We start from the raw sequence: 16,846 nt of genomic DNA, 5'->3' as shown, positions 1-16,846 counted from the left end.
CGACCGAGCCGTCCCATCCCGCCCCGGACCCGGCCGCACCGCCCGTGCGGCCGGGTCCGCGGCGTGCCCGGCGACGGCACCTTGCCCGTTCAGTGCAACCGTGGTTACAGTCCCTCCGTGGCGGGGCCGGCGGGTGTCGAGTGGGTGCTGTTGCTCTACCGCGTCCCCCGGGAGCCGTCGACGCCGCGGATCGCGATCTGGCGCCGGCTGAAGCGGCTCGGCGTGGCGCAGCTCGGCGACGGGTTGATCGCACTGCCCGCGGACGCGCGCACCCAGGAGCAGCTGGAGTGGGTGGCCGAGGAGGTCGAACAGGCCGGCGGGACCGCGAGCGTGTGGCGGGCGCGTCCGATGTCGCGGGCGCAGGAGCGACGGATGGTGGTGGAGATGGCCGAGGCCCGGGCCGGGGAGTACCGGCAGCTGCGGGACCGGGCACGGGAGGCCGGCGCCGGCACGGACCCGGGCGGCGTCCGGGCGGCGTTGCGCCGGCTGCGGGCCGAGCAGCGCCGGATCGAGCGCCGGGACCACTTCCCCCCACCGGAGCGAGCGGAGGCCCGCTCGGCGCTGCGCGAGCTCGCGGCCCTGGCCGGAACGCCCGGCCGGGAGCCCGCATGAGGTGGGCGACCCGGGCCGGGGTGCACATCGACCGTGCGGCGTCGGCGTGGCTGATCCGCCGTCTGGTCGACCGCGACGCCGAGTTCGTCTTCGTCACCGACCCCCGCGACGTCCCCGAGGACGCCACCCCGTTCGACATGCGGGGCGTGCCACTCGGACACCAGCACCACGCCCAGGGTGAGGACTGCACGTTCGAGACGATCCTCCGCCACTACGAGCTGGCCGATCCGGTGCTGTGGAAGATCGGGGAGGCCGTCCACGAGGCCGACCTGGAGGACGACCGCTTCGACGCCCCCGACGCCGCCGGGCTGGACACGGTCCTGCGGGGGCTGTCGATGACCCTCGACGACGATCAGGTCCTCGCCGTCACCGGCCCGCTCTTCGACGGACTCTACGAGTACTACCGCCGGGCCACCCTGCTCGGCACCACCCCGGCCGACCCGGACGGAGGACGAGGATGACCCCCGACGACCGTGCCCGCCGGCCGTCCGAACGGGCCGGTGCGGACCCCGACGCGCACGCAGGGCACGGGGCGTCGCCGGCGCGCGACGGTGACGTGATCCCGTTCCGCACCGCGGTGCGCGCCTGGTTCGGCATCTCCCTGCAGACCTTCGGCGGACCGGCCGGACAGATCGCGGTCATGCAGCGTGCGCTGGTCGACGAGCGCCGCTGGATCGGGCAACGCCGGTTCCAGCACGCCCTGAACTACTGCATGCTGCTGCCCGGGCCCGAAGCCCACCAGCTGGCCATCTACGTCGGGTGGTTGCTCAACGGGTTCCGCGGTGGCGTGGCCGCCGGGGTGCTGTTCGTGCTCCCCGGGCTGGTCGCCCTGCTCGTGCTGTCGGCGGTCTACGTCGGGCTCGGGGACACGACCGTGGTCTCGGCGGTGTTCGCCGGCCTCGGCGCCGCCGTGGTCGGCATCGTGGTTCAGGCGGTCACCCGGATCGCAGCGCGCGCGTTCACCCACCCCCTGCTCGTCGGCCTGTCCGTGGCCGCGTTCCTCGCGCTGGCGGTCTTCGGCGTCCCGTTCCCGGTCGTCGTCGCCGTCGCCGCCGTGATCGGGTGGCTCGCCGCCCGCCGGATCCCCGCGCTGACCCGTTCCCGCCCTTCCGACACCGACGACGGGCCGGCGCCGTTGATCGCCGACGAGGCACTCCACCACGAGGCACCCTCGGGCCGGCGGACGCTGCGCACGCTCGTGCTCGGCCTCGTCGTGTGGCTCCTCCCGGTCGCGGTGGCAGCCCTCACCACCGGGGTGGCGAGCGTCTACACGGCGCAAGGGCTGTTCTTCGCCGGGACCGCACTGGTTACCTTCGGAGGCGCGTACGCGGTGCTCGCCTTCGTCGCCCAGCAGGCCGTCCAGGCGTTCGGCTGGCTCACCGCCGGGGACATGGTCCGCGGCCTGGCGCTGGCCGAGACCACCCCCGGACCCTTGATCATCGTCGTGCAGTTCGTCGCGTTCCTCGGGGCGTACGCCGACCCGGGCCCCCTCTCCCCCTGGACCGCGGGGGTGGTCGCCTCGCTGCTGGTCGCGTGGGTCACGTTCGTCCCCAGCTTCCTGTTCATCTTCCTCGGCGCGCCCTACATCGAGCGCGTCCGCGACAACCGGGCACTCACGGGAGCGCTGACCGGCATCACCGCCGCCGTCGTCGGTGTGATCGCGAACCTGGCCGTCTACTTCGCGACGTCCACCCTGTTCGCCCGCACGGTCACCGTCGACGACGGGCCGCTCACACTGCACCTTCCGGACCTGACGACCCTGCGCCCGGTGACGCTCGCGCTCGTCGTCGTCGGCGCGCTGCTGGTGTTCGCCGCCCGCTGGCCGGTCCTGCGGGTCCTCGGGGTGTGCGCGGCCCTCGGGCTCGCCGCCGGTGTGGCCGGCCTGCCCGTCGCCTGAGCATCGGGCCGGCCCGCCGGCGGGGCGGAGCGGTGCTCCAGTGGAGCCGGCGGCGGTCGTCAGCATCGCCGGTGATGCGGGATCTCGTACAGATCGTGCGCCGCGAACTGGAACGCCTCCGCGACGAGCGCCGCCAGGTGGTCGCTGGTCAGGGTGTAGACCATGCGCCGGCCGTCCCGGCCGGCCCGGACCAGGCCGGCCAGCCGCAACCGCCCGAGGTGCTGGGAGACCGACGACCGCGAGGCCTCGACCTGCGCGGTGAGCTCGCTGACGTCGCGCGGGCCCGCCACGAGGAGCCGGAGCAGGTGCAGGCGGGTCGGGTCGGCGAGATGGCGCAGGATCTCCGCCGTGCGGGTCAGGTGATCGCGAGTCACCGGCTCCTGCACGGTCTCCGCAGAAGCCATTTCAATGTGCGCGCGCATGGTTGCATGATGTCGCTGCGCTGGGCATCCTCGCAAGGGTGAGCGACCCGACGACCCCGGAGACCGGCCCGCCCTCGACGCCGCACGGCCGCCCGGTGCCCGATCACCCGCACGCTCCGGCACCCTCCGCGCCGGGCCGCCCCGGGCACGGCGGGCACGGCCCGGGTCACGCGCACGGGCACGGGCACGGGCACGGGCACGGTCACGGTCACGCGCACGGCCACGGGCACGGACACGGCGGCCACGGCCGCGCCGCCGGTGTCCGGACTGCGATCGCGTCGGTGTTCCGCCCGCACAGCCACGACGCCGCCGACTCCGTCGACGACGCGCTGGAGGCCGATGCGGACGGCATCCGGGCCGTCAAGATCAGCTTGGTCGTGCTGCTGGCGACGACCGCGGTCCAGCTCGCCGTCGTGACGGTCACCGGGTCCGTCGGCCTCCTCGCCGACACGATCCACAACTTCTCGGACGCGCTGACGGCCGTACCGCTCTGGATCGCGTTCGCGCTCGCCGCCCGCGCACCGACCCGGCGCTACACCTACGGCTACGGGCGGGCCGAGGACCTGGCCGGGATCTTCATCGTCGCGATGATCGCGCTGTCCGCGGTCGTCGCCGGCTACGAGTCGCTCCGCCGGCTGGCCGATCCCCGGCCGCTGGAGAACCTGGGCGTTCTGGTCGCGGCCGGCGTGGTCGGTTTCGTGGGCAACGAGGCGGTGGCGGTCTACCGCATCCGGGTCGGCCGCCGCATCGGCTCGGCGGCGCTGGTCGCCGACGGCCTGCACGCCCGGACCGACGGGTTCACCTCGCTGGCCGTCGTGCTGGGCGCCCTCGGGGTCATGGCCGGCTTCCCGCTGGCCGACCCGCTCGTCGGCATCCTGATCACGATCGCGATCCTCGTCGTGCTGCGGGGTGCCCTGGTCGACGTCTACCGGCGCCTCATGGATGCCGTGGACCCGGCGCTCGTGGACACGGCCGACCGCACCCTGCGCGCGGTCCCCGGCGTGCTGGACGTCGAGGCGGTCCGGCTCCGCTGGATCGGGCACCGACTGCACGCCGAGACCGGTCTCGTCGTCGACCGTGGGCACAGCGTGGTCGACGCCCACGCGATCGCCGGCGACGCGCACCACCGCCTGCTCCACGCGATCCCGAAACTCGCCGGGGCCACCGTGCACGTGAGCCCGGACGGTCCGGAGGGCGCCGCCCACCACGACGAGCTGCGCCACCACCGCCCGCGCGTCGCCCCGTGAGCCCGGCTACCCCTGCGGTGTCCCGCACACGCACGGCCCGGCCGCGGTCGGCGCGGTGCCCACCGGATGGACCGATGTCGCCTCGGGAGCGTCGGCCTTGACGGTGTAGACCTCCCACGGCTCGGCGCCGGGGCCGTGCACCCAGACCTTGTCCTGCAGCGCGTAGCAGCAGGTGGTGTCGGCTTCGACCTGGGTGAACAGGCCGAGCGCGGACAGGCGCTCGGTGGCCTTCTCGACGTCCTCCGTGGTCTCGACCTCGACGCCGAGGTGGTCCAGCACGGTGGGCCGGTCGGGCTCCCCCTCGATCAGGACCAGCTTCAGCGGCGGCTCGGCGATCGCGAAGTTGGCGTAGCCGGGACGGCGCTTGGCCGGCTCCACCCCGAACAGCGACCCGTAGAACGCGATCGAGGCCTCGAGGTCGGACACGCGCAGGGCGAGCTGGACTCGGGACATGGCACCCACACTCCTTGTTTAGATGACTGTCGATACAGAGGTTTGCGCATGGATTAGACACCTGTCAAGGTAGATGCATGTCGAATCAGGAGCGGATGCTCGCCGCGCTCACGGACGCGGTCGGCTGCTGCTCGCCGCTGGTCCGCGAGCCGTTGTCGGCGGAACGGTCGGTGGAGCTGGCGCGGCTGTTCAAGGCGATGGGCGACCCGGTACGGCTGCGGCTGCTGTCGCTGATCGCGTCGCACGCCGGGGGCGAGGCGTGTGTCTGCGACCTGACCGGCGTGTTCGACCTGTCCGGGCCGACGATCAGCCACCACCTGAAGGTCCTGCGCGAGGCCGGGCTGATCTCCGGTGAGCGCCGCGGCACGTGGATCTACTACCGGGTCCACCCGGAGGCGCTGGGCCGGCTGTCCGCGGTCCTGGTCCCCGACGAGGCCCCGGCGGTGGAGGCGTGAGCGTGCAGACCGACTCTCCGGCCGTCGTCGCGAAGCTGTCCACGCTCGACCGGTTCCTGCCCGTCTGGATCATCGCGGCCATGGCCGGTGGGCTGCTGCTGGGGCGGCTGATCCCCGGGCTGGCCCCGGCCCTGGACACGCTGGCCGTCGACGGCGTCTCGCTCCCGATCGCGGTCGGGCTGCTGGTGATGATGTACCCGGTGCTGGCCAAGGTCCGCTACGACCGTCTCGACACGGTCACCGGCGATCGGCGCCTGCTCGTGTCCTCGCTGCTCTTGAACTGGGTCCTGGGCCCGGCGGTCATGTTCGCCCTGGCATGGCTGCTCCTGCCCGACCTGCCCGAGTACCGCACCGGTCTGATCATCGTCGGACTGGCCCGCTGCATCGCCATGGTCATCATCTGGAACGACCTGGCCTGCGGGGACCGGGAGGCCGCGGCCGTGCTCGTCGCCCTGAACTCGATCTTCCAGGTGATCGCGTTCGGTGCCCTGGGCTGGTTCTACCTGCAGGTCCTGCCCGGCTGGCTCGGCCTGCCGGTCGCCGACCTGAACGTGTCGACGTGGGACATCGTGAAGTCGGTGCTCGTCTTCCTCGGGATCCCGCTGCTGGCCGGCTACCTGTCCCGTCGCCTCGGGGAACGGGCGAAGGGCCGCACCTGGTACGAGGAGACGTTCCTGCCGCGCGTGGGCCCGCTGGCGCTCTACGGGCTGCTGTTCACCATCGTGCTGCTGTTCGCCCTGCAGGGCCGCCAGATCACGGGCAACCCGCTGGACGTCGCGCGGATCGCGCTGCCGCTGCTGGTCTACTTCGCGCTGATGTGGGCCGGGTCCTACGCCCTCGGGCGGGCCGTCGGGCTGGGCTACCGACGCACCACCACGCTGGCGTTCACCGCCGCGGGCAACAACTTCGAGCTCGCGATCGCGGTCGCCATCGGCACCTTCGGCGTCACCTCGGGGCAGGCCCTCGCCGGTGTCGTCGGGCCGCTGATCGAGGTGCCCGTCCTGGTCGCCCTGGTCTACGTCTCCCTATGGCTGCGCCGACGCCTGTTCGGGGCCCCGCAGCCGGACCCCACCGGCGCCCGTCCCCCTGCCTGACCCGAAGGAGACCGACCTCATGGCCGATGCCACCCCCGAAGTGCTGTTCGTCTGCGTCCACAATGCCGGCCGCTCCCAGATGGCCGCCGCGCTGCTCGCCCACCACGCCGCCGGCGCGGTCCGGGTCCGCTCGGCCGGCTCCGCCCCGGCCGACACCGTCAACCCCGCGGTCCGCGAGGTGATGCAGGAGATCGGGATCGACCTGTCCCGGGAGATCCCGAAGAAGCTCACCACCGACGCCGTGGGCGCCGCCGACGTCGTGATCACCATGGGCTGCGGGGACGCCTGCCCGGTGTTCCCCGGCAAGCGCTACCTCGACTGGGAGCTCACCGACCCCGCCGGGAAGAGCGCCGCGGAGATCCGTCCGATCCGCGACGACATCGACGCCCGGGTCCGCCGGCTGCTCGCCGAGCTGACCGGCACGGCCCCCGCGATCCCCACGTGACGGTGACCGGCCGCGCGGACCGGTGACGATCTCGGCGGCCGGGACGCGCGCGGCGGCCGGGTACGGCCGTCACCGGCGGTCCAGGCGCTCCTCGAGGTGCACGACGACGGTGTCGCCGGCCTGCTTGTGGATCGCCTTGCGGACCGCCGCCGTGACCGGCAGCTTGTGCGTTCCGTCGCCGAGCGCCATGAACGAGCCCCGGAACGGGTGGCCGTCGATCGTGCCGCGCACCTTCACCAGCCCCCGGGTGCCGAAGAACGCGGCGGACCAGTCGGTGCAGAGATAGGTCCAGCCGCCCGGCTGCTCGCTCTTCTGCAGGACGCCGGTGAAGGTGTGGTCGAGCGTGTGGGTCGCGGTGGCGCTCATGGCGGTCTCCTCGTGGCGAGTGGTGGCCGGGCCGGCACGACAGGGCAGACCGGCGGCGCGCCGGGGAGTCATCGGAAACGGCGGCGACGACCTGGCCCGGCCGTCGTCGTCCCGCTGACGCCGGACGGACCCGCCGGCCGGGCGTACCGTCGGGTCGGAGCGGGTGCCCCCGGTCGGACTCGAACCGACACTCGGACCCTTTTAAGGGGCCTGCCTCTGCCGTTGGGCTACGGGGGCGCCCGGCCAGCCTATCCAGGCGGGAGGTGTCGATGACGAGCACCGAGACGGTCGACCTGCGGGGCGCGGCGGCCACGCTGCTGATGACCCTCTACCTGCGCCGGCAGGACGCGCGCTCCCCGCGGCCGATCCTCGGGGACCCGTACGCCGAGGAGGTGTACGGCCGCATCGAGCACGACGTCCACGGGCTCTGGCAGGTCACCGGGGACGCCACCACGGTCGCGTGCCGGGCCGCGATCCTCGACGGCTGGACCCGGGAGTTCCTCCGGGCCGAGCCGGACGGGCAGGTCCTGCACCTCGGCTGCGGGCTGGACAGCCGCCCGCTGCGGGTCGGCGCGCCGCCGTCGAGCCGCTGGCTGGACGTCGACCAGGCCGAGGTGGTGGACGTCCGGCGCCGCCTCTACACGGTCCCCGGGCACGTCGTCCAGGTCCCCGCCTCGGTCACCGACGACGCCTGGTGGGAGGCGGTCGACCCGGCCCGGGCGACGCTGATGGTCGCCGAGGGCCTGTTCATGTACCTGCCGCCGGAGGACGTGCACGCGATCGTCGACCGGGTCGTGACCGGCACCCCGCGGGCGGTGCTGGCCTTCGACGCCGTCGCCCCGTGGACGGTGCCCGTGTCCCGGTGGACGCCCACCTTCCGGGCGATCGGCACCGAGTTCCGGTCCGCGTGGCAGCCCGCCACGTTCGCGCACCGGCACCCGTCGCTGCGGGAGCTCGACGACATCTCGGTCTACGACGAGGCCGCGGCCCACGAGCCCCGGCCCTGGGTGCGGCCGCTGTTCGCCGCGGTCGCTCGGCTGCCCGCGCTGCAGGACGCGATGCGGCTGCACCGCTTCACGACCGACTGACCGGGTGCGCAGGCTGACGGGTGCGCCGGGCCCGGTGTGGAGCCCGTCGCCGGCACGGCACGTCCCGCTGACGGGCCGGCGCGACCCGCCCCCGCCGACATGCAGGTGAGCGCGAATCGTGGATCTCTGCGGAACCGTGCGCTGCATCTCGGCGAGGGAGCGGGGGTGCAGACGGCAGCTCAGGGCCCGGTCGGCGACAGGCCGGCGGCCCGGGCGGTGTCGGCCAGGACCTGCTCGAGCATGGCCGGGGTGAGCCGGCCGGTGAAGGTGTTCTGCTGGCTCACGTGGTAGCAGCCGAACAGCTCCAGCGGCTCCCGTCCCCCGGCCGCGGGGTGCAGGGTCACCGAGGCACCGTGCCCGAACCTCGGTGCCGGACGCGGCACCCGCCACCCCGCCCCGGCCAGCACCGGCAGCAGCGCCTGCCAGCCGAACGCACCGAGCACCATGATCGACCGGACGGTCGGGGCGAGCAGGTCCAGCTCCCGTTCCAGCCAGCCGCGGCAGGTGTCGCGTTCGGCCGGGGTCGGCTTGTTCGCCGGCGGCGCGCAGTGCACCGGCGCGGTGATCCGGACGCCGTAGAGCTCGAGGCCGTCGCCGATGTGCGTCGCCGTCGGCTGGGACGCGAGCCCGACGGCGTGCAGGGCCGCGTACAGGACGTCGCCGCTGCGGTCGCCGGTGAACATCCGGCCGGTCCGGTTGGCGCCGTGCGCCGCCGGCGCGAGCCCGACGATCAGCATCGCCGCGTCGGCCGGGCCGAAGCCGGGCACCGGGCGTCCCCAGTAGGTCTGGTCGCGGAACGCGGCCCGCTTCTCGACCGCGACCCGCTCCCGCCACTCGACCAGTCGCGGGCAGGCCCGGCACGCGCTGATCTCCTGGTCCAGCAGGGCGAGCGGGGAGCTCATGCGATCGAGCGGGCGATGCCGTCCAGGATGTCGTGCTCGGACACCACGATGCGCTCGATCCCGGCCCGGGCGTGCAGCTCCTCGGCCAGTGCCTCCACGACGAGCGCGCCGCCGCCGATCACGTCGACCCGGCCGGGGTGCAGCGCGCCGTGCTTCTCCCGCTCCGCGCGCGACGAGCGGATCAGCAGGTCGGCGACCCTGTGCAGCTCGGTGCGGGGCAGCGTCGACAGGTGCACCTGCTCGGGGTCGTAGCGCGTGAGGTCCTGGGCGATCCCGGACAGGGTCGTGATCGTGCCGGCGACGCCGACCCAGGTCCGCGCCGGCTCCACCGGCACCGAGGCGAACGCCTCGTCGAGCACACCGATCGCGACCCGGCGCGCCTGGTCGACCTCGTCCGGGGTGGGCGGGTCGGAGTGCAGGCACCGCTCGGTCAGCCGCACCGAGCCGATGTCCACCGAGCGGGCGGCCGTCACCTCGGCGACACCGTCGCGCAGCTCGCCCACGACGACCTCGGTGGAGCCGCCGCCGACGTCGGTCACCACGAACGGCCCGTCGTCCGGGTCGAGGTCACCGACCGCGCCGATGAACGACAGCCGCGCCTCCTCGTCACCGGTGATGATCTCCGCGTCGACGCCGAGGGTCTCGCGCACCATCGCGAAGAAGTCCTCCCGGTTGGACGCGTCCCGGGTCGCCGACGTCGCCACCATCCGCACCCGTTCGGCACCCTTGCGGCGGGCGGCGACGGCGTAGTCGACCAGGGCGGCCCGGGTGCGTTCGAGGGCCTCCGGGTCGAGCCGCCCGGTCGCGTCGACACCCTTGCCGAGCCGCACGATCCGCATCTCGCGATGCAGGTCACGCAGCTCCTTGAGGCCGTCGAAGGCCTCGGTGACGTCGGCGACGAGCAGTCGGATCGAGTTGGTCCCGCAGTCGATGGCGGCCACCCGCGACATCGGCACTCCTAGCTGTGGACGATCGAACAGCGACGACCGTACGCCGCGTCCTGGAGCGGGCCGGCCCGACCAAGTTACTCTCAGGTAGTGACAACGACGCACACCCGGCCGGGGACGCCGGCCCGCCCGGCCCCGCTGGCCGACCTGGGCACCCACGAGGTCACCAACCAGGTCCCGCCCCGCCCGGCCGGGGACCTGCTCGGCGCCGACCCCGCCGTCGTCGACGCGGTCGGCCGGGAGGGCGGGGACCGGGCCGCGCTCGAGTCACTGGCCGGGGTGATCGGCACCGAGGCCCACCGCGAGCACGCGCGGGCCGCCAACCGGCACGAACCGGAGCTGCGCACGCACGACCGCGCCGGGCACCGGATCGACGAGGTGGAGTTCCACCCGTCCTGGCACGAGCTGATGCGGGTCAGCGTCGAGCACGGTCTCGGCGCCGCGCCCTGGACGGCGGCCCCCGGCGCCGGCGCACACGTCACCCGGGCCGCCGGGTTCTACCTGACCTCGCAGGTCGAGCAGGGCCATCTCTGCCCGATCTCGATGACCTACGCGTCGATCCCCGCGCTGCGGCACGCCCCCGAGCTCGCCGCCGCGTACGAGCCGGGCCTCACCGCCCGTGCCTACAGCCCCGGGCTCGCGCTCCCGGAGGCCAAGGCCGGCCTGCTGGCCGGGATGTCGATGACCGAGAAGCAGGGCGGCTCCGACGTCCGTTCCGGCACCACCGTCGCCGCCCCGCAGCCGGACGGCAGCTACCGGCTCACCGGCCACAAGTGGTTCACCTCGGCCCCGATGAACGACCTGTTCCTGACACTGGCGCAGGCGCCCGGCGGGCTGACCTGCCTGGTCGTGCCCCGGGTGTTGCCGGACGGGTCCCGGAACGCGATCCGGCTGCAGCGGCTCAAGGACAAGCTCGGCAACCGGTCGAACGCGTCGTCGGAGATCGAGTACCTCGGCGCCGCCGGCTGGCGGGTCGGCGACGAGGGCCGCGGCGTCCGGACGATCATCGAGATGGTGTCGATGACCCGGCTCGACTGCGTGCTCGGCGCGGCCGGGACCCAGCGCGCCGCCGTCACCGAGGCCGCGCACCACGTCGCGCACCGGTCGGCGTTCGGGGCGCGGCTCGCCGATCAACCCCTGATGCGGGAGGTCCTCGCCGAGCTGGCCGCGGAGAGCGAGGCGGCGACCGTGCTCGGCCTGCGGCTCGCGGGCGCGGTGGACCGGGGCGAGACGGCGCTGCTGCGGCTGGCCCTCCCGGTGGCGAAGTACCTGGTGTGCAAGCGGACCTCGGCCGTCGTCGCGGAGGCCCTGGAGTGCCTGGGCGGCAACGGCTACGTCGAGGAGTTTGACCTGCCGCGGCTCTACCGGGAAGCCCCGCTGAACTCGATCTGGGAGGGTTCGGGCAACGTGACCGCGCTGGACGCGCTGCGCGCGATCGCCCGCGAACCGCACGCCGTGGACGCCCTGCTCGCCGAGATCGACCTCGCCGCCGGCGCCGACCCGCGGCTCGACGCCACGACCGCCGCGCTGCGGGCCGAGCTGGCCGCGCCCGACGAGCGCCGCGCCCGCCGCCTCGCCGAGCTGGCGGCGCTGGCCCTGGCCGGGTCGCTGCTGGTCCGGCACGCGCCGGGCGCGGTGGCGGACGTGTTCGCCGCGACCCGCCTCGGCGCGGACGGGCCGCTGCGGACCGCCGGCACCCACCCGGGCCCGGACGCGGCCGGCGTCCTGCTGGAGCGGGCCACGCCGGCGGGGTAGGCGTCAGGCCACCGGGTCAGGCACAGTCCCCGCCGCGCCACCACTCCCCGATCTCGGCGAGGGCCTCGTCGCCGAACGGGTTCACCCCGGACCCGGCCGCGAGGGCGTGCGCGACGTGCACGTGCAGGCACTTGACCCGGTCCGGCATGCCGCCTGCGGTCACGTCCGGGTGGGTGGGCAGCGGCTCGATCGCGTCCCGCTCGGCCAGGTAGGCCTCGTGCGCGGCCCGGTACCGCCGCGCGAGATCCGGGTCCACGGCCAGCCGGTCCTGCATCTCCTTCATCCGGCCCGCCGCCTCCAGGGTCCCGATCCGGGACGACAGCCGGGGGCAGGTCAGGTAGTACAGCGTCGGGAACGGGGTGCCGTCGGGCAGGCGCGGCGCGGTCTGCACGACGGTGGGGTGCCCGGACGGGCAGCGGTACGCGATCGCCAGGATCCCCCGCGGGGCCCGCCCGAGCTGCCGGGCGACGGCCTCGAGGTCGCCGGCGGAGACGGGGCCGGGTTCCAGGCCGGGGGGACGGTGGTCGTGTGCTGCGCTCACCGGTTCATCGTCGCGGTTCGCCGGAGACGTCGTCCCAGAGGGTGTGGAACCAGGGGACGCCGGGCTGGGCCTGGCCGTCGTCCGCCGCGGGCTCGGGTGGGACCGGGAACTGCACGATGTAGGGGGTCTCGCCCGGGCGGACCATCCCGAGGCGGGCGCGGGCCTGTGCCTCGACCTCGGCCGGGTCCGACAGCCGGGCCCGGTCCGCGGACAGCCGCGCGACGTCGGCCTCGAGGGCCTGCTGGCGTTCGGAGACGGCGGCCAGCTCCTGGCGCTGGGCGACGAAGTTGTGCAGCGGCACCGCGACCGTCAGGGCGAGCACGCAGACCACGATCGCGAGGATCGCGGCCCGCTTCGTCGAGGACAGGCCGAGCAGCCCGGTGGTGCGGGCGACCACCTCGCCGGCCCGGGTGCGGGCCCGGGTCAGCCGGGGCCGGGCCGGCGGCGGACCGGCCGGGCGGGACCGGGACCCGGAGGCGTCGGCCGCGGACGCGCGTCCGCCGGTCGAGCGCGCGGGGGCGGGGCGGGGCTTCGCGGCGGCCCGGCCACGGGCGGTGCCGGCCGCACGTGCGCGGGACTCGCGGGCCCGCCCGCGACGCTCGGCCATGCGTCCTCCCCCGTCCTCGCCGGATGGCACGACCGGTGCGCACTCCCGCGGGCGGCGGCACGGTCCGTACCGGTCTCGTGTTCGACGCCTCCAGCATGCCGCCCGATCGGGCGTCGGTCAGGGCGCCGCGCCGAGCCGTCCGGAGACGATCGGCGCGGCGCCCGTCACGAGCGGTGACCGGTACGGGGGCTCAGCCCTGGCCGGGCACCTGGTAGCGCGGGAACGCCAGCTCGCCGTTGTAGCGGGCGGCGTCGCCGAGCAGCTCCTCGATGCGCAGGAGCTGGTTGTACTTGGCGACCCGCTCGGAGCGGGCCGGTGCGCCGGTCTTGATCTGGCCGCAGCCGGTGGCGACGGCGAGGTCGGCGATGGTGACGTCCTCGGTCTCCCCGGAGCGGTGGCTCATCATGCAGCGGTAGCCGGCGTTGTGCGCCATCGTCACCGCGTCGAGGGTCTCGGACAGCGTGCCGATCTGGTTGACCTTGACCAGCAGCGCGTTCGCGGCACCGCGGGCGATGCCGTCCTCGAGCCGCTCCGGGTTGGTCACGAACAGGTCGTCGCCGACCAGCTGCACCTTGTCGCCGATGCTCTCGGTGAGCGCGACCCAGCCGTCCCAGTCGTTCTCGTCGAGCGGGTCCTCGATGGACACCAGCGGGTAGGCCTCGGCGAGCTCCTTCCACACCTCGGCGAGCTTGTCGGCGGACAGCTTCTTGCCCTCGAAGGCGTACTTGCCGTCGGCGTGGAACTCGGTCGCGGCGACGTCGAGGGCCAGCACGACGTCGGTGCCCAGGGTGTAGCCGGCCCGCTGCACGGCGGCGGCGATGAGGTCCAGCGCCCCGCGGGTGCCGCCCTTGACGTCCGGGGCGAACCCGCCCTCGTCGCCGAGCCCGGTCGACAGGCCCTTGTCCTTCAGCTCCGCCTTCAGCGCGTGGTACACCTCGGCGCCCCAGCGCAGCGACTCCCGGAAGGTCTCCGCACCGATCGGCGCGATCATGAACTCCTGCACGTCGACGGAGGTGTCGGCGTGCGCGCCCCCGTTGAGGATGTTCATCATCGGCACCGGCAGCACGTGCGCGTTGGAGCCGCCGACGTAGCGGAACAGCTCCAGGCCGGACGACTCGGCCCCGGCCTTCGCGACCGCGAGGGAGACGCCCAGCAGCGCGTTCGCGCCGAACTTCGACTTGTCCGGGGTGCCGTCCAGGTCGACCAGACGCTGGTCGACCAGGCGCTGGTCGACCGCCTCGACGCCAACCAGCTCGGGGCCGATCTCGTCGAGGACCGCGGCGACGGCCTTCTCGACGCCCTTGCCGCCGTACCGCTTCGGGTCGCCGTCCCGCAGCTCGACGGCCTCGTGCTCGCCGGTCGAGGCGCCCGACGGTACGGCGGCACGCGCCAGCGTGCCGTCGTCCAGGGCGACCTCGACCTCCACCGTGGGGTTGCCCCGTGAATCGAGGATCTCGCGTGCCCCGACCTGCTCGATGACCGCCACCGTGACTCCTGTTCTGCTGGGCGTCTCGTCCGGGGGGCCAGCGTAGTCAACCCGCCTGCACGCGCGAGCGACGTGCGGTGGCCGGTCGTTGTCAAGCCTCGCGCCGGGCCTGGATCGCACCTAACGTGGGAGTGACCATGAGCAGTCGACGCGCGAACACACCGGACCCGGTCGCCGCGTTCCGGCGGGCCGACGAGTTGCTCTCCCGGCGCCGGCCGCTCGAGGCGCTCGACGCCCTGCGCACCGTGCTGGACGCCGCGGACACCGCGGACGCGACCGGCCCGACGTCGGCCTCGGTGCACCTGCTCGCCGGTCGCGCCTACCTGGACTCCGCGCAGCTGCGGAAGGCCGAGACCGCGTTCGTCCGGGTCATCGACATCGACCCGGCCGACCACTACGCGCGGTTCGCGCTCGGCAAGACGTTGCAGCGCCAGGGCCGTCTCCCGGAGGCCGAGACACAGCTGAAGATGGCCTCGGCGATGGACCCGCGCCCGGAGTACCAGGAGGCGCTCGGCGAGGTACGGGCCCGGATCGCCCTCACCGGCGACCGCCGGTAAGCGCCTCGGGTCGGGCGGGGCCGCCGCACAGGTTGCCCGGGCACCGCACGGTCTGCGACGTGTGCGGCGGGCACCGGACCCATGCGGCGACGCGAGATACGGCGATCGGCTGCGGCATCCGGCCCTGGTCAGGGCGCCTGCCAGTACCGGCGCCAGTCGGCGGCGGTGAGCGCGTGCGGGTCCTTCCCGTCCGCGGCGGCGGCCTTCTCGGCGGAGCGGACGGCGGCGTCGAACCCGCGGGCGACCGCCCGCAGCCGGGCCTCCGGGTCTCCCCCGCCGAGCTGGATCGCCGCGGCCAGCCGGAACAGGCGCTCCCCGGCGTCGTCCCCACCCGGCAGCAGGTCGGCCGGCAGCCCGGCCTTCGCGGTGCGGGACACGAGCTTCGCGGCGAGCGCGACGGCCGGCTGGGCGGTGGCGACGCCGTCCACGCTGGAGTCGCGCTGCTTCTCGGCGCGCTTCAACTCGTCCCACCGCCGGTCCTGGTCCGCGGCGGTGGCGACCTGCTCGCCGGCGGCGAACACGTGCGGGTGCCGCGCGACGAGCTTGTCGACCAGGCCGGTCGCGACCTCGTCGATGCCGAACGGCAGGTCCGGGTCCTCGGCGGCCACCCGGGCGTGGAACAGCACCTGCAGGAGCACGTCACCGAGCTCCTCGCGCAGCTCGGCGCGGTCCCCGTCCTCGATCGACTGGTAGAGCTCGTAGCACTCCTCGACGAGGTAGCGCAGCAGCGAGGTGTGGGTCTGCTCGGCGTCCCACGGGCAGCCGCCCGGCGAGCGGAGCCGGTCCATCACGGCGACCGCGTCCAGCACGGCGTGCCCGGCCGGCGGCGCGACGGCGGTCCCGGTGGAGGCAACCGGGTGCCCGGCGGGGACGAGCAGCACCGTGTCCTGCGGCAGGGTGGCCGGGTCGGTGCCGTCCCACTCGGCGGCGCCCGCGGCCGGCCCGGCGTCCAGCCCGGGGACGGCGAGCACGGTCGTCGCGGAGCGCAACGCGGGCAGCGCGGCCGCGGGCAGGGCGGCCCCGCGGCGCGGGCAGACGACGATCGTGGCGGCCATCAGCGCGCCTGCGGGGTCGTCGGGAACAGCACCGAGGCCTCCTCCGCGGTCGGCACGGCGAGCATCCGCACCGGGTCCCACACGCCGTAGCGGGGGTTCAGCTCGACGCCGGTACGGAGCGCGGCCGGGGTGAGCAGCCGGACCCCGGCCTCGGCGAGCGTCTGCTGGTCGAGCCCGCCGGCGGCGCCCGGAGCCGGCGCGGGTGCCCCCAGCGTGCGCCCGGTCACCCGGACCACGACCCAGCCCTGCCCGCTGCCCAGCGGGAACGCGGCCACCGAGCCGGCCGGGATGCCGACCAGCGGGGTGAGCGCGGCCTGCGGGGTCTCCGCCGGGCGGATCGCGAGGCCGCGCTGGGTGGTGCTGGCCCCGGCCAGCGCGGTCTCGGCGCGGGCGCCGCCGGCCGCGACCTCGCGGGCCAGCCGGACGGCCTCGTCGCGGCCGCGCGTGACCGCGACGTCGGCGGTGACCGAGAGCCGGTCGATCTGGGCGCGGGCCAGCGCGGCGAGCTCCAGGTCGTCGCGGGCCGAGGCCCGCGGGCCGCCGACCGCGAGCGACCGCGTCGTCAGTGCCTCCGGACCGCCCGCCGCGGCGATCTGGGCGTCCACCTGCTGCTCGGTGACGCGGACGCCCTGTTCGGCGGCGGCACCGGCCAGCAGGTTCCGGATGACGAGCTGGGACACGACGGCGCGGCCGATGTCGGCCTCCGTGCCGCCCTGCGCCCGGAGCTCGTCGACGAGCCCGGGCCGGGTGAGCACCGAGGTGATCGCCGGTTGCGCCTCGGCGAGCGGGATCGAGGTCTCCCCGACGATCGCGGCCGAGTCGGCCCGCGCGGGGCCGCTGCCGCACCCGGCGACGAGTGCCCCGGCGACCGCCAGGGCGGCGATGATCCTGCGTGTCCGCACCCGGTCACCTTCTCA

Annotated in this window: 20 protein-coding genes and 1 tRNA gene; 10 read left to right on the top strand and 11 right to left on the bottom strand. The window is 74.8% G+C overall.

The genetic code is table 11. The annotated features are described in order from the left end of the window. Positions 1 to 117 precede the first annotated feature (117 nt). Genes H7X46_RS03285 through chrA form a run of 3 tightly spaced genes read left to right on the top strand, consistent with a single transcriptional unit; the run spans position 118 to position 2,509 of the window. Complete coding sequence (locus H7X46_RS03285) at positions 118 to 612, top strand: Chromate resistance protein ChrB (protein ID WP_186357986.1); 495 nt, start codon at positions 118 to 120, stop codon at positions 610 to 612. Continuing rightward, the gene (locus H7X46_RS03280; RefSeq protein WP_186357985.1) at positions 609 to 1,073 is read left to right on the top strand and encodes a chromate resistance protein ChrB domain-containing protein; all 465 of its coding nucleotides are present in this window, start codon (positions 609 to 611) and stop codon (positions 1,071 to 1,073) included. The genes H7X46_RS03285 and H7X46_RS03280 overlap by 4 nt, the downstream gene beginning before the upstream one ends. Beyond that, positions 1,070 to 2,509 carry a chromate efflux transporter gene (chrA, locus tag H7X46_RS03275; protein ID WP_186357984.1) on the top strand — a complete coding sequence of 480 codons (1,440 nt, stop codon included), beginning with the start codon at positions 1,070 to 1,072 and terminating at the stop codon, positions 2,507 to 2,509. Before H7X46_RS03280 ends, chrA begins: the two co-directional genes overlap by 4 nt. Before the next feature lie 59 nt (positions 2,510 to 2,568). On the opposite strand, the gene H7X46_RS03270 is transcribed toward chrA, so the two are convergent. Further along, positions 2,569 to 2,883 (bottom strand): ArsR/SmtB family transcription factor, encoded by a 315-nt coding sequence (locus tag H7X46_RS03270; RefSeq protein ID WP_370588584.1) that lies wholly within the window; start codon positions 2,881 to 2,883, stop codon positions 2,569 to 2,571. 86 nt (positions 2,884 to 2,969) lie between these two features. On the opposite strand from H7X46_RS03270, the gene H7X46_RS03265 reads away from it, so the two are divergent. Next, positions 2,970 to 4,178: a cation diffusion facilitator family transporter gene (locus tag H7X46_RS03265; RefSeq protein ID WP_370588583.1), complete on the top strand. Its 1,209-nt coding sequence runs from the start codon at positions 2,970 to 2,972 to the stop codon at positions 4,176 to 4,178. Between the two features lie 6 nt (positions 4,179 to 4,184). Here H7X46_RS03265 and H7X46_RS03260 read toward each other — a convergent pair whose 3' ends face one another. Further along, a complete protein-coding gene (locus H7X46_RS03260; protein WP_186357982.1) occupies positions 4,185 to 4,631 on the bottom strand; it encodes an ArsI/CadI family heavy metal resistance metalloenzyme in 447 nt (148 codons plus the stop codon). 77 nt (positions 4,632 to 4,708) lie between these two features. On the opposite strand from H7X46_RS03260, the gene H7X46_RS03255 reads away from it, so the two are divergent. The 3 genes from H7X46_RS03255 to H7X46_RS03245 are packed head-to-tail and all read left to right on the top strand — an operon-like array spanning position 4,709 to position 6,625. Further along, positions 4,709 to 5,086: a helix-turn-helix transcriptional regulator gene (locus H7X46_RS03255; RefSeq protein WP_186357981.1), complete on the top strand. Its 378-nt coding sequence runs from the start codon at positions 4,709 to 4,711 to the stop codon at positions 5,084 to 5,086. Beyond that, positions 5,083 to 6,180 (top strand): ACR3 family arsenite efflux transporter, encoded by a 1,098-nt coding sequence (gene arsB, locus H7X46_RS03250; RefSeq protein WP_186357980.1) that lies wholly within the window; start codon positions 5,083 to 5,085, stop codon positions 6,178 to 6,180. Before H7X46_RS03255 ends, arsB begins: the two co-directional genes overlap by 4 nt. Positions 6,181 to 6,199: 19 nt before the next feature. After that, positions 6,200 to 6,625, top strand: a complete 426-nt coding sequence (locus H7X46_RS03245; protein ID WP_186357979.1) for an arsenate reductase ArsC — start codon at positions 6,200 to 6,202, stop codon at positions 6,623 to 6,625. Positions 6,626 to 6,694: 69 nt separating this feature from the next. Here H7X46_RS03245 and H7X46_RS03240 read toward each other — a convergent pair whose 3' ends face one another. Together H7X46_RS03240 and H7X46_RS03235 are read right to left on the bottom strand one after the other, a co-directional pair. Continuing rightward, complete coding sequence (locus tag H7X46_RS03240) at positions 6,695 to 6,991, bottom strand: DUF1905 domain-containing protein (RefSeq protein WP_186357978.1); 297 nt, start codon at positions 6,989 to 6,991, stop codon at positions 6,695 to 6,697. A gap of 164 nt (positions 6,992 to 7,155) precedes the next feature. Then, positions 7,156 to 7,228: transfer RNA gene (locus tag H7X46_RS03235), tRNA-Leu, on the bottom strand. 32 nt (positions 7,229 to 7,260) lie between these two features. Here H7X46_RS03235 and H7X46_RS03230 point away from each other — a divergent pair. Further along, positions 7,261 to 8,079, top strand: a complete 819-nt coding sequence (locus H7X46_RS03230; RefSeq protein ID WP_186357977.1) for a class I SAM-dependent methyltransferase — start codon at positions 7,261 to 7,263, stop codon at positions 8,077 to 8,079. Positions 8,080 to 8,258: 179 nt separating this feature from the next. Here H7X46_RS03230 and H7X46_RS03225 read toward each other — a convergent pair whose 3' ends face one another. After that, the gene (locus tag H7X46_RS03225; RefSeq protein ID WP_186357976.1) at positions 8,259 to 8,981 is read right to left on the bottom strand and encodes a uracil-DNA glycosylase; all 723 of its coding nucleotides are present in this window, start codon (positions 8,979 to 8,981) and stop codon (positions 8,259 to 8,261) included. Continuing rightward, complete coding sequence (locus H7X46_RS03220; RefSeq protein WP_222131183.1) at positions 8,978 to 9,931, bottom strand: Ppx/GppA phosphatase family protein; 954 nt, start codon at positions 9,929 to 9,931, stop codon at positions 8,978 to 8,980. Before H7X46_RS03220 ends, H7X46_RS03225 begins: the two co-directional genes overlap by 4 nt. Before the next feature lie 144 nt (positions 9,932 to 10,075). Between H7X46_RS03220 and H7X46_RS03215 the strand changes: the two genes are divergently transcribed. Continuing rightward, the gene (locus H7X46_RS03215) at positions 10,076 to 11,683 is read left to right on the top strand and encodes an acyl-CoA dehydrogenase family protein (protein WP_186362414.1); all 1,608 of its coding nucleotides are present in this window, start codon (positions 10,076 to 10,078) and stop codon (positions 11,681 to 11,683) included. A gap of 16 nt (positions 11,684 to 11,699) precedes the next feature. Here the strand turns inward: H7X46_RS03215 and H7X46_RS03210 are convergent, their stop codons facing one another. The 3 genes from H7X46_RS03210 to eno form a co-directional block, all read right to left on the bottom strand. Then, a complete protein-coding gene (locus H7X46_RS03210) occupies positions 11,700 to 12,224 on the bottom strand; it encodes a DUF501 domain-containing protein (protein WP_186357974.1) in 525 nt (174 codons plus the stop codon). Between the two features lie 4 nt (positions 12,225 to 12,228). Then, positions 12,229 to 12,831: a septum formation initiator family protein gene (locus H7X46_RS03205; protein ID WP_186357973.1), complete on the bottom strand. Its 603-nt coding sequence runs from the start codon at positions 12,829 to 12,831 to the stop codon at positions 12,229 to 12,231. A 190-nt stretch (positions 12,832 to 13,021) separates the two neighbouring features. Then, positions 13,022 to 14,317, bottom strand: a complete 1,296-nt coding sequence (gene eno / locus H7X46_RS03200; protein ID WP_186357972.1) for a phosphopyruvate hydratase — start codon at positions 14,315 to 14,317, stop codon at positions 13,022 to 13,024. 137 nt (positions 14,318 to 14,454) lie between these two features. Between eno and H7X46_RS03195 the strand changes: the two genes are divergently transcribed. Further along, a complete protein-coding gene (locus H7X46_RS03195) occupies positions 14,455 to 14,874 on the top strand; it encodes a tetratricopeptide repeat protein (protein ID WP_186357971.1) in 420 nt (139 codons plus the stop codon). Between the two features lie 128 nt (positions 14,875 to 15,002). Here H7X46_RS03195 and H7X46_RS03190 read toward each other — a convergent pair whose 3' ends face one another. Both H7X46_RS03190 and H7X46_RS03185 read right to left on the bottom strand, forming a co-directional pair. Then, positions 15,003 to 15,929: a MazG family protein gene (locus H7X46_RS03190; protein WP_186357970.1), complete on the bottom strand. Its 927-nt coding sequence runs from the start codon at positions 15,927 to 15,929 to the stop codon at positions 15,003 to 15,005. Then, on the bottom strand, positions 15,929 to 16,831 hold the full coding sequence (locus H7X46_RS03185; RefSeq protein WP_186357969.1) for a SurA N-terminal domain-containing protein: 903 nt from the start codon (positions 16,829 to 16,831) through the stop codon (positions 15,929 to 15,931). Before H7X46_RS03185 ends, H7X46_RS03190 begins: the two co-directional genes overlap by 1 nt. Positions 16,832 to 16,846 lie beyond the last annotated feature (15 nt).

This window comes from Pseudonocardia sp. C8 (assembly GCF_014267175.1).
Lineage (GTDB): Bacteria > Actinomycetota > Actinomycetes > Mycobacteriales > Pseudonocardiaceae > Pseudonocardia.
This window is presented reverse-complemented; position numbering and strand designations above follow the sequence as displayed.

Bases quoted from the DNA above. Each gene is read 5' to 3' on its own strand.
- H7X46_RS03280 (WP_186357985.1), top strand. From the start codon at position 609: ATGAGGTGGGCGACCCGGGCCGGGGTGCACATCGACCGTGCGGCGTCG.
- chrA (WP_186357984.1), top strand. From the start codon at position 1,070: ATGACCCCCGACGACCGTGCCCGCCGGCCGTCCGAACGGGCCGGTGCG.
- H7X46_RS03260 (WP_186357982.1), bottom strand. From the start codon at position 4,631: ATGTCCCGAGTCCAGCTCGCCCTGCGCGTGTCCGACCTCGAGGCCTCG.
- H7X46_RS03255 (WP_186357981.1), top strand. From the start codon at position 4,709: ATGTCGAATCAGGAGCGGATGCTCGCCGCGCTCACGGACGCGGTCGGC.
- H7X46_RS03245 (WP_186357979.1), top strand. From the start codon at position 6,200: ATGGCCGATGCCACCCCCGAAGTGCTGTTCGTCTGCGTCCACAATGCC.
- H7X46_RS03240 (WP_186357978.1), bottom strand. From the start codon at position 6,991: ATGAGCGCCACCGCGACCCACACGCTCGACCACACCTTCACCGGCGTC.
- H7X46_RS03230 (WP_186357977.1), top strand. From the start codon at position 7,261: ATGACGAGCACCGAGACGGTCGACCTGCGGGGCGCGGCGGCCACGCTG.
- H7X46_RS03225 (WP_186357976.1), bottom strand. From the start codon at position 8,981: ATGAGCTCCCCGCTCGCCCTGCTGGACCAGGAGATCAGCGCGTGCCGG.
- H7X46_RS03220 (WP_222131183.1), bottom strand. From the start codon at position 9,931: ATGTCGCGGGTGGCCGCCATCGACTGCGGGACCAACTCGATCCGACTG.
- H7X46_RS03205 (WP_186357973.1), bottom strand. From the start codon at position 12,831: ATGGCCGAGCGTCGCGGGCGGGCCCGCGAGTCCCGCGCACGTGCGGCC.
- H7X46_RS03195 (WP_186357971.1), top strand. From the start codon at position 14,455: ATGAGCAGTCGACGCGCGAACACACCGGACCCGGTCGCCGCGTTCCGG.
- H7X46_RS03190 (WP_186357970.1), bottom strand. From the start codon at position 15,929: ATGGCCGCCACGATCGTCGTCTGCCCGCGCCGCGGGGCCGCCCTGCCC.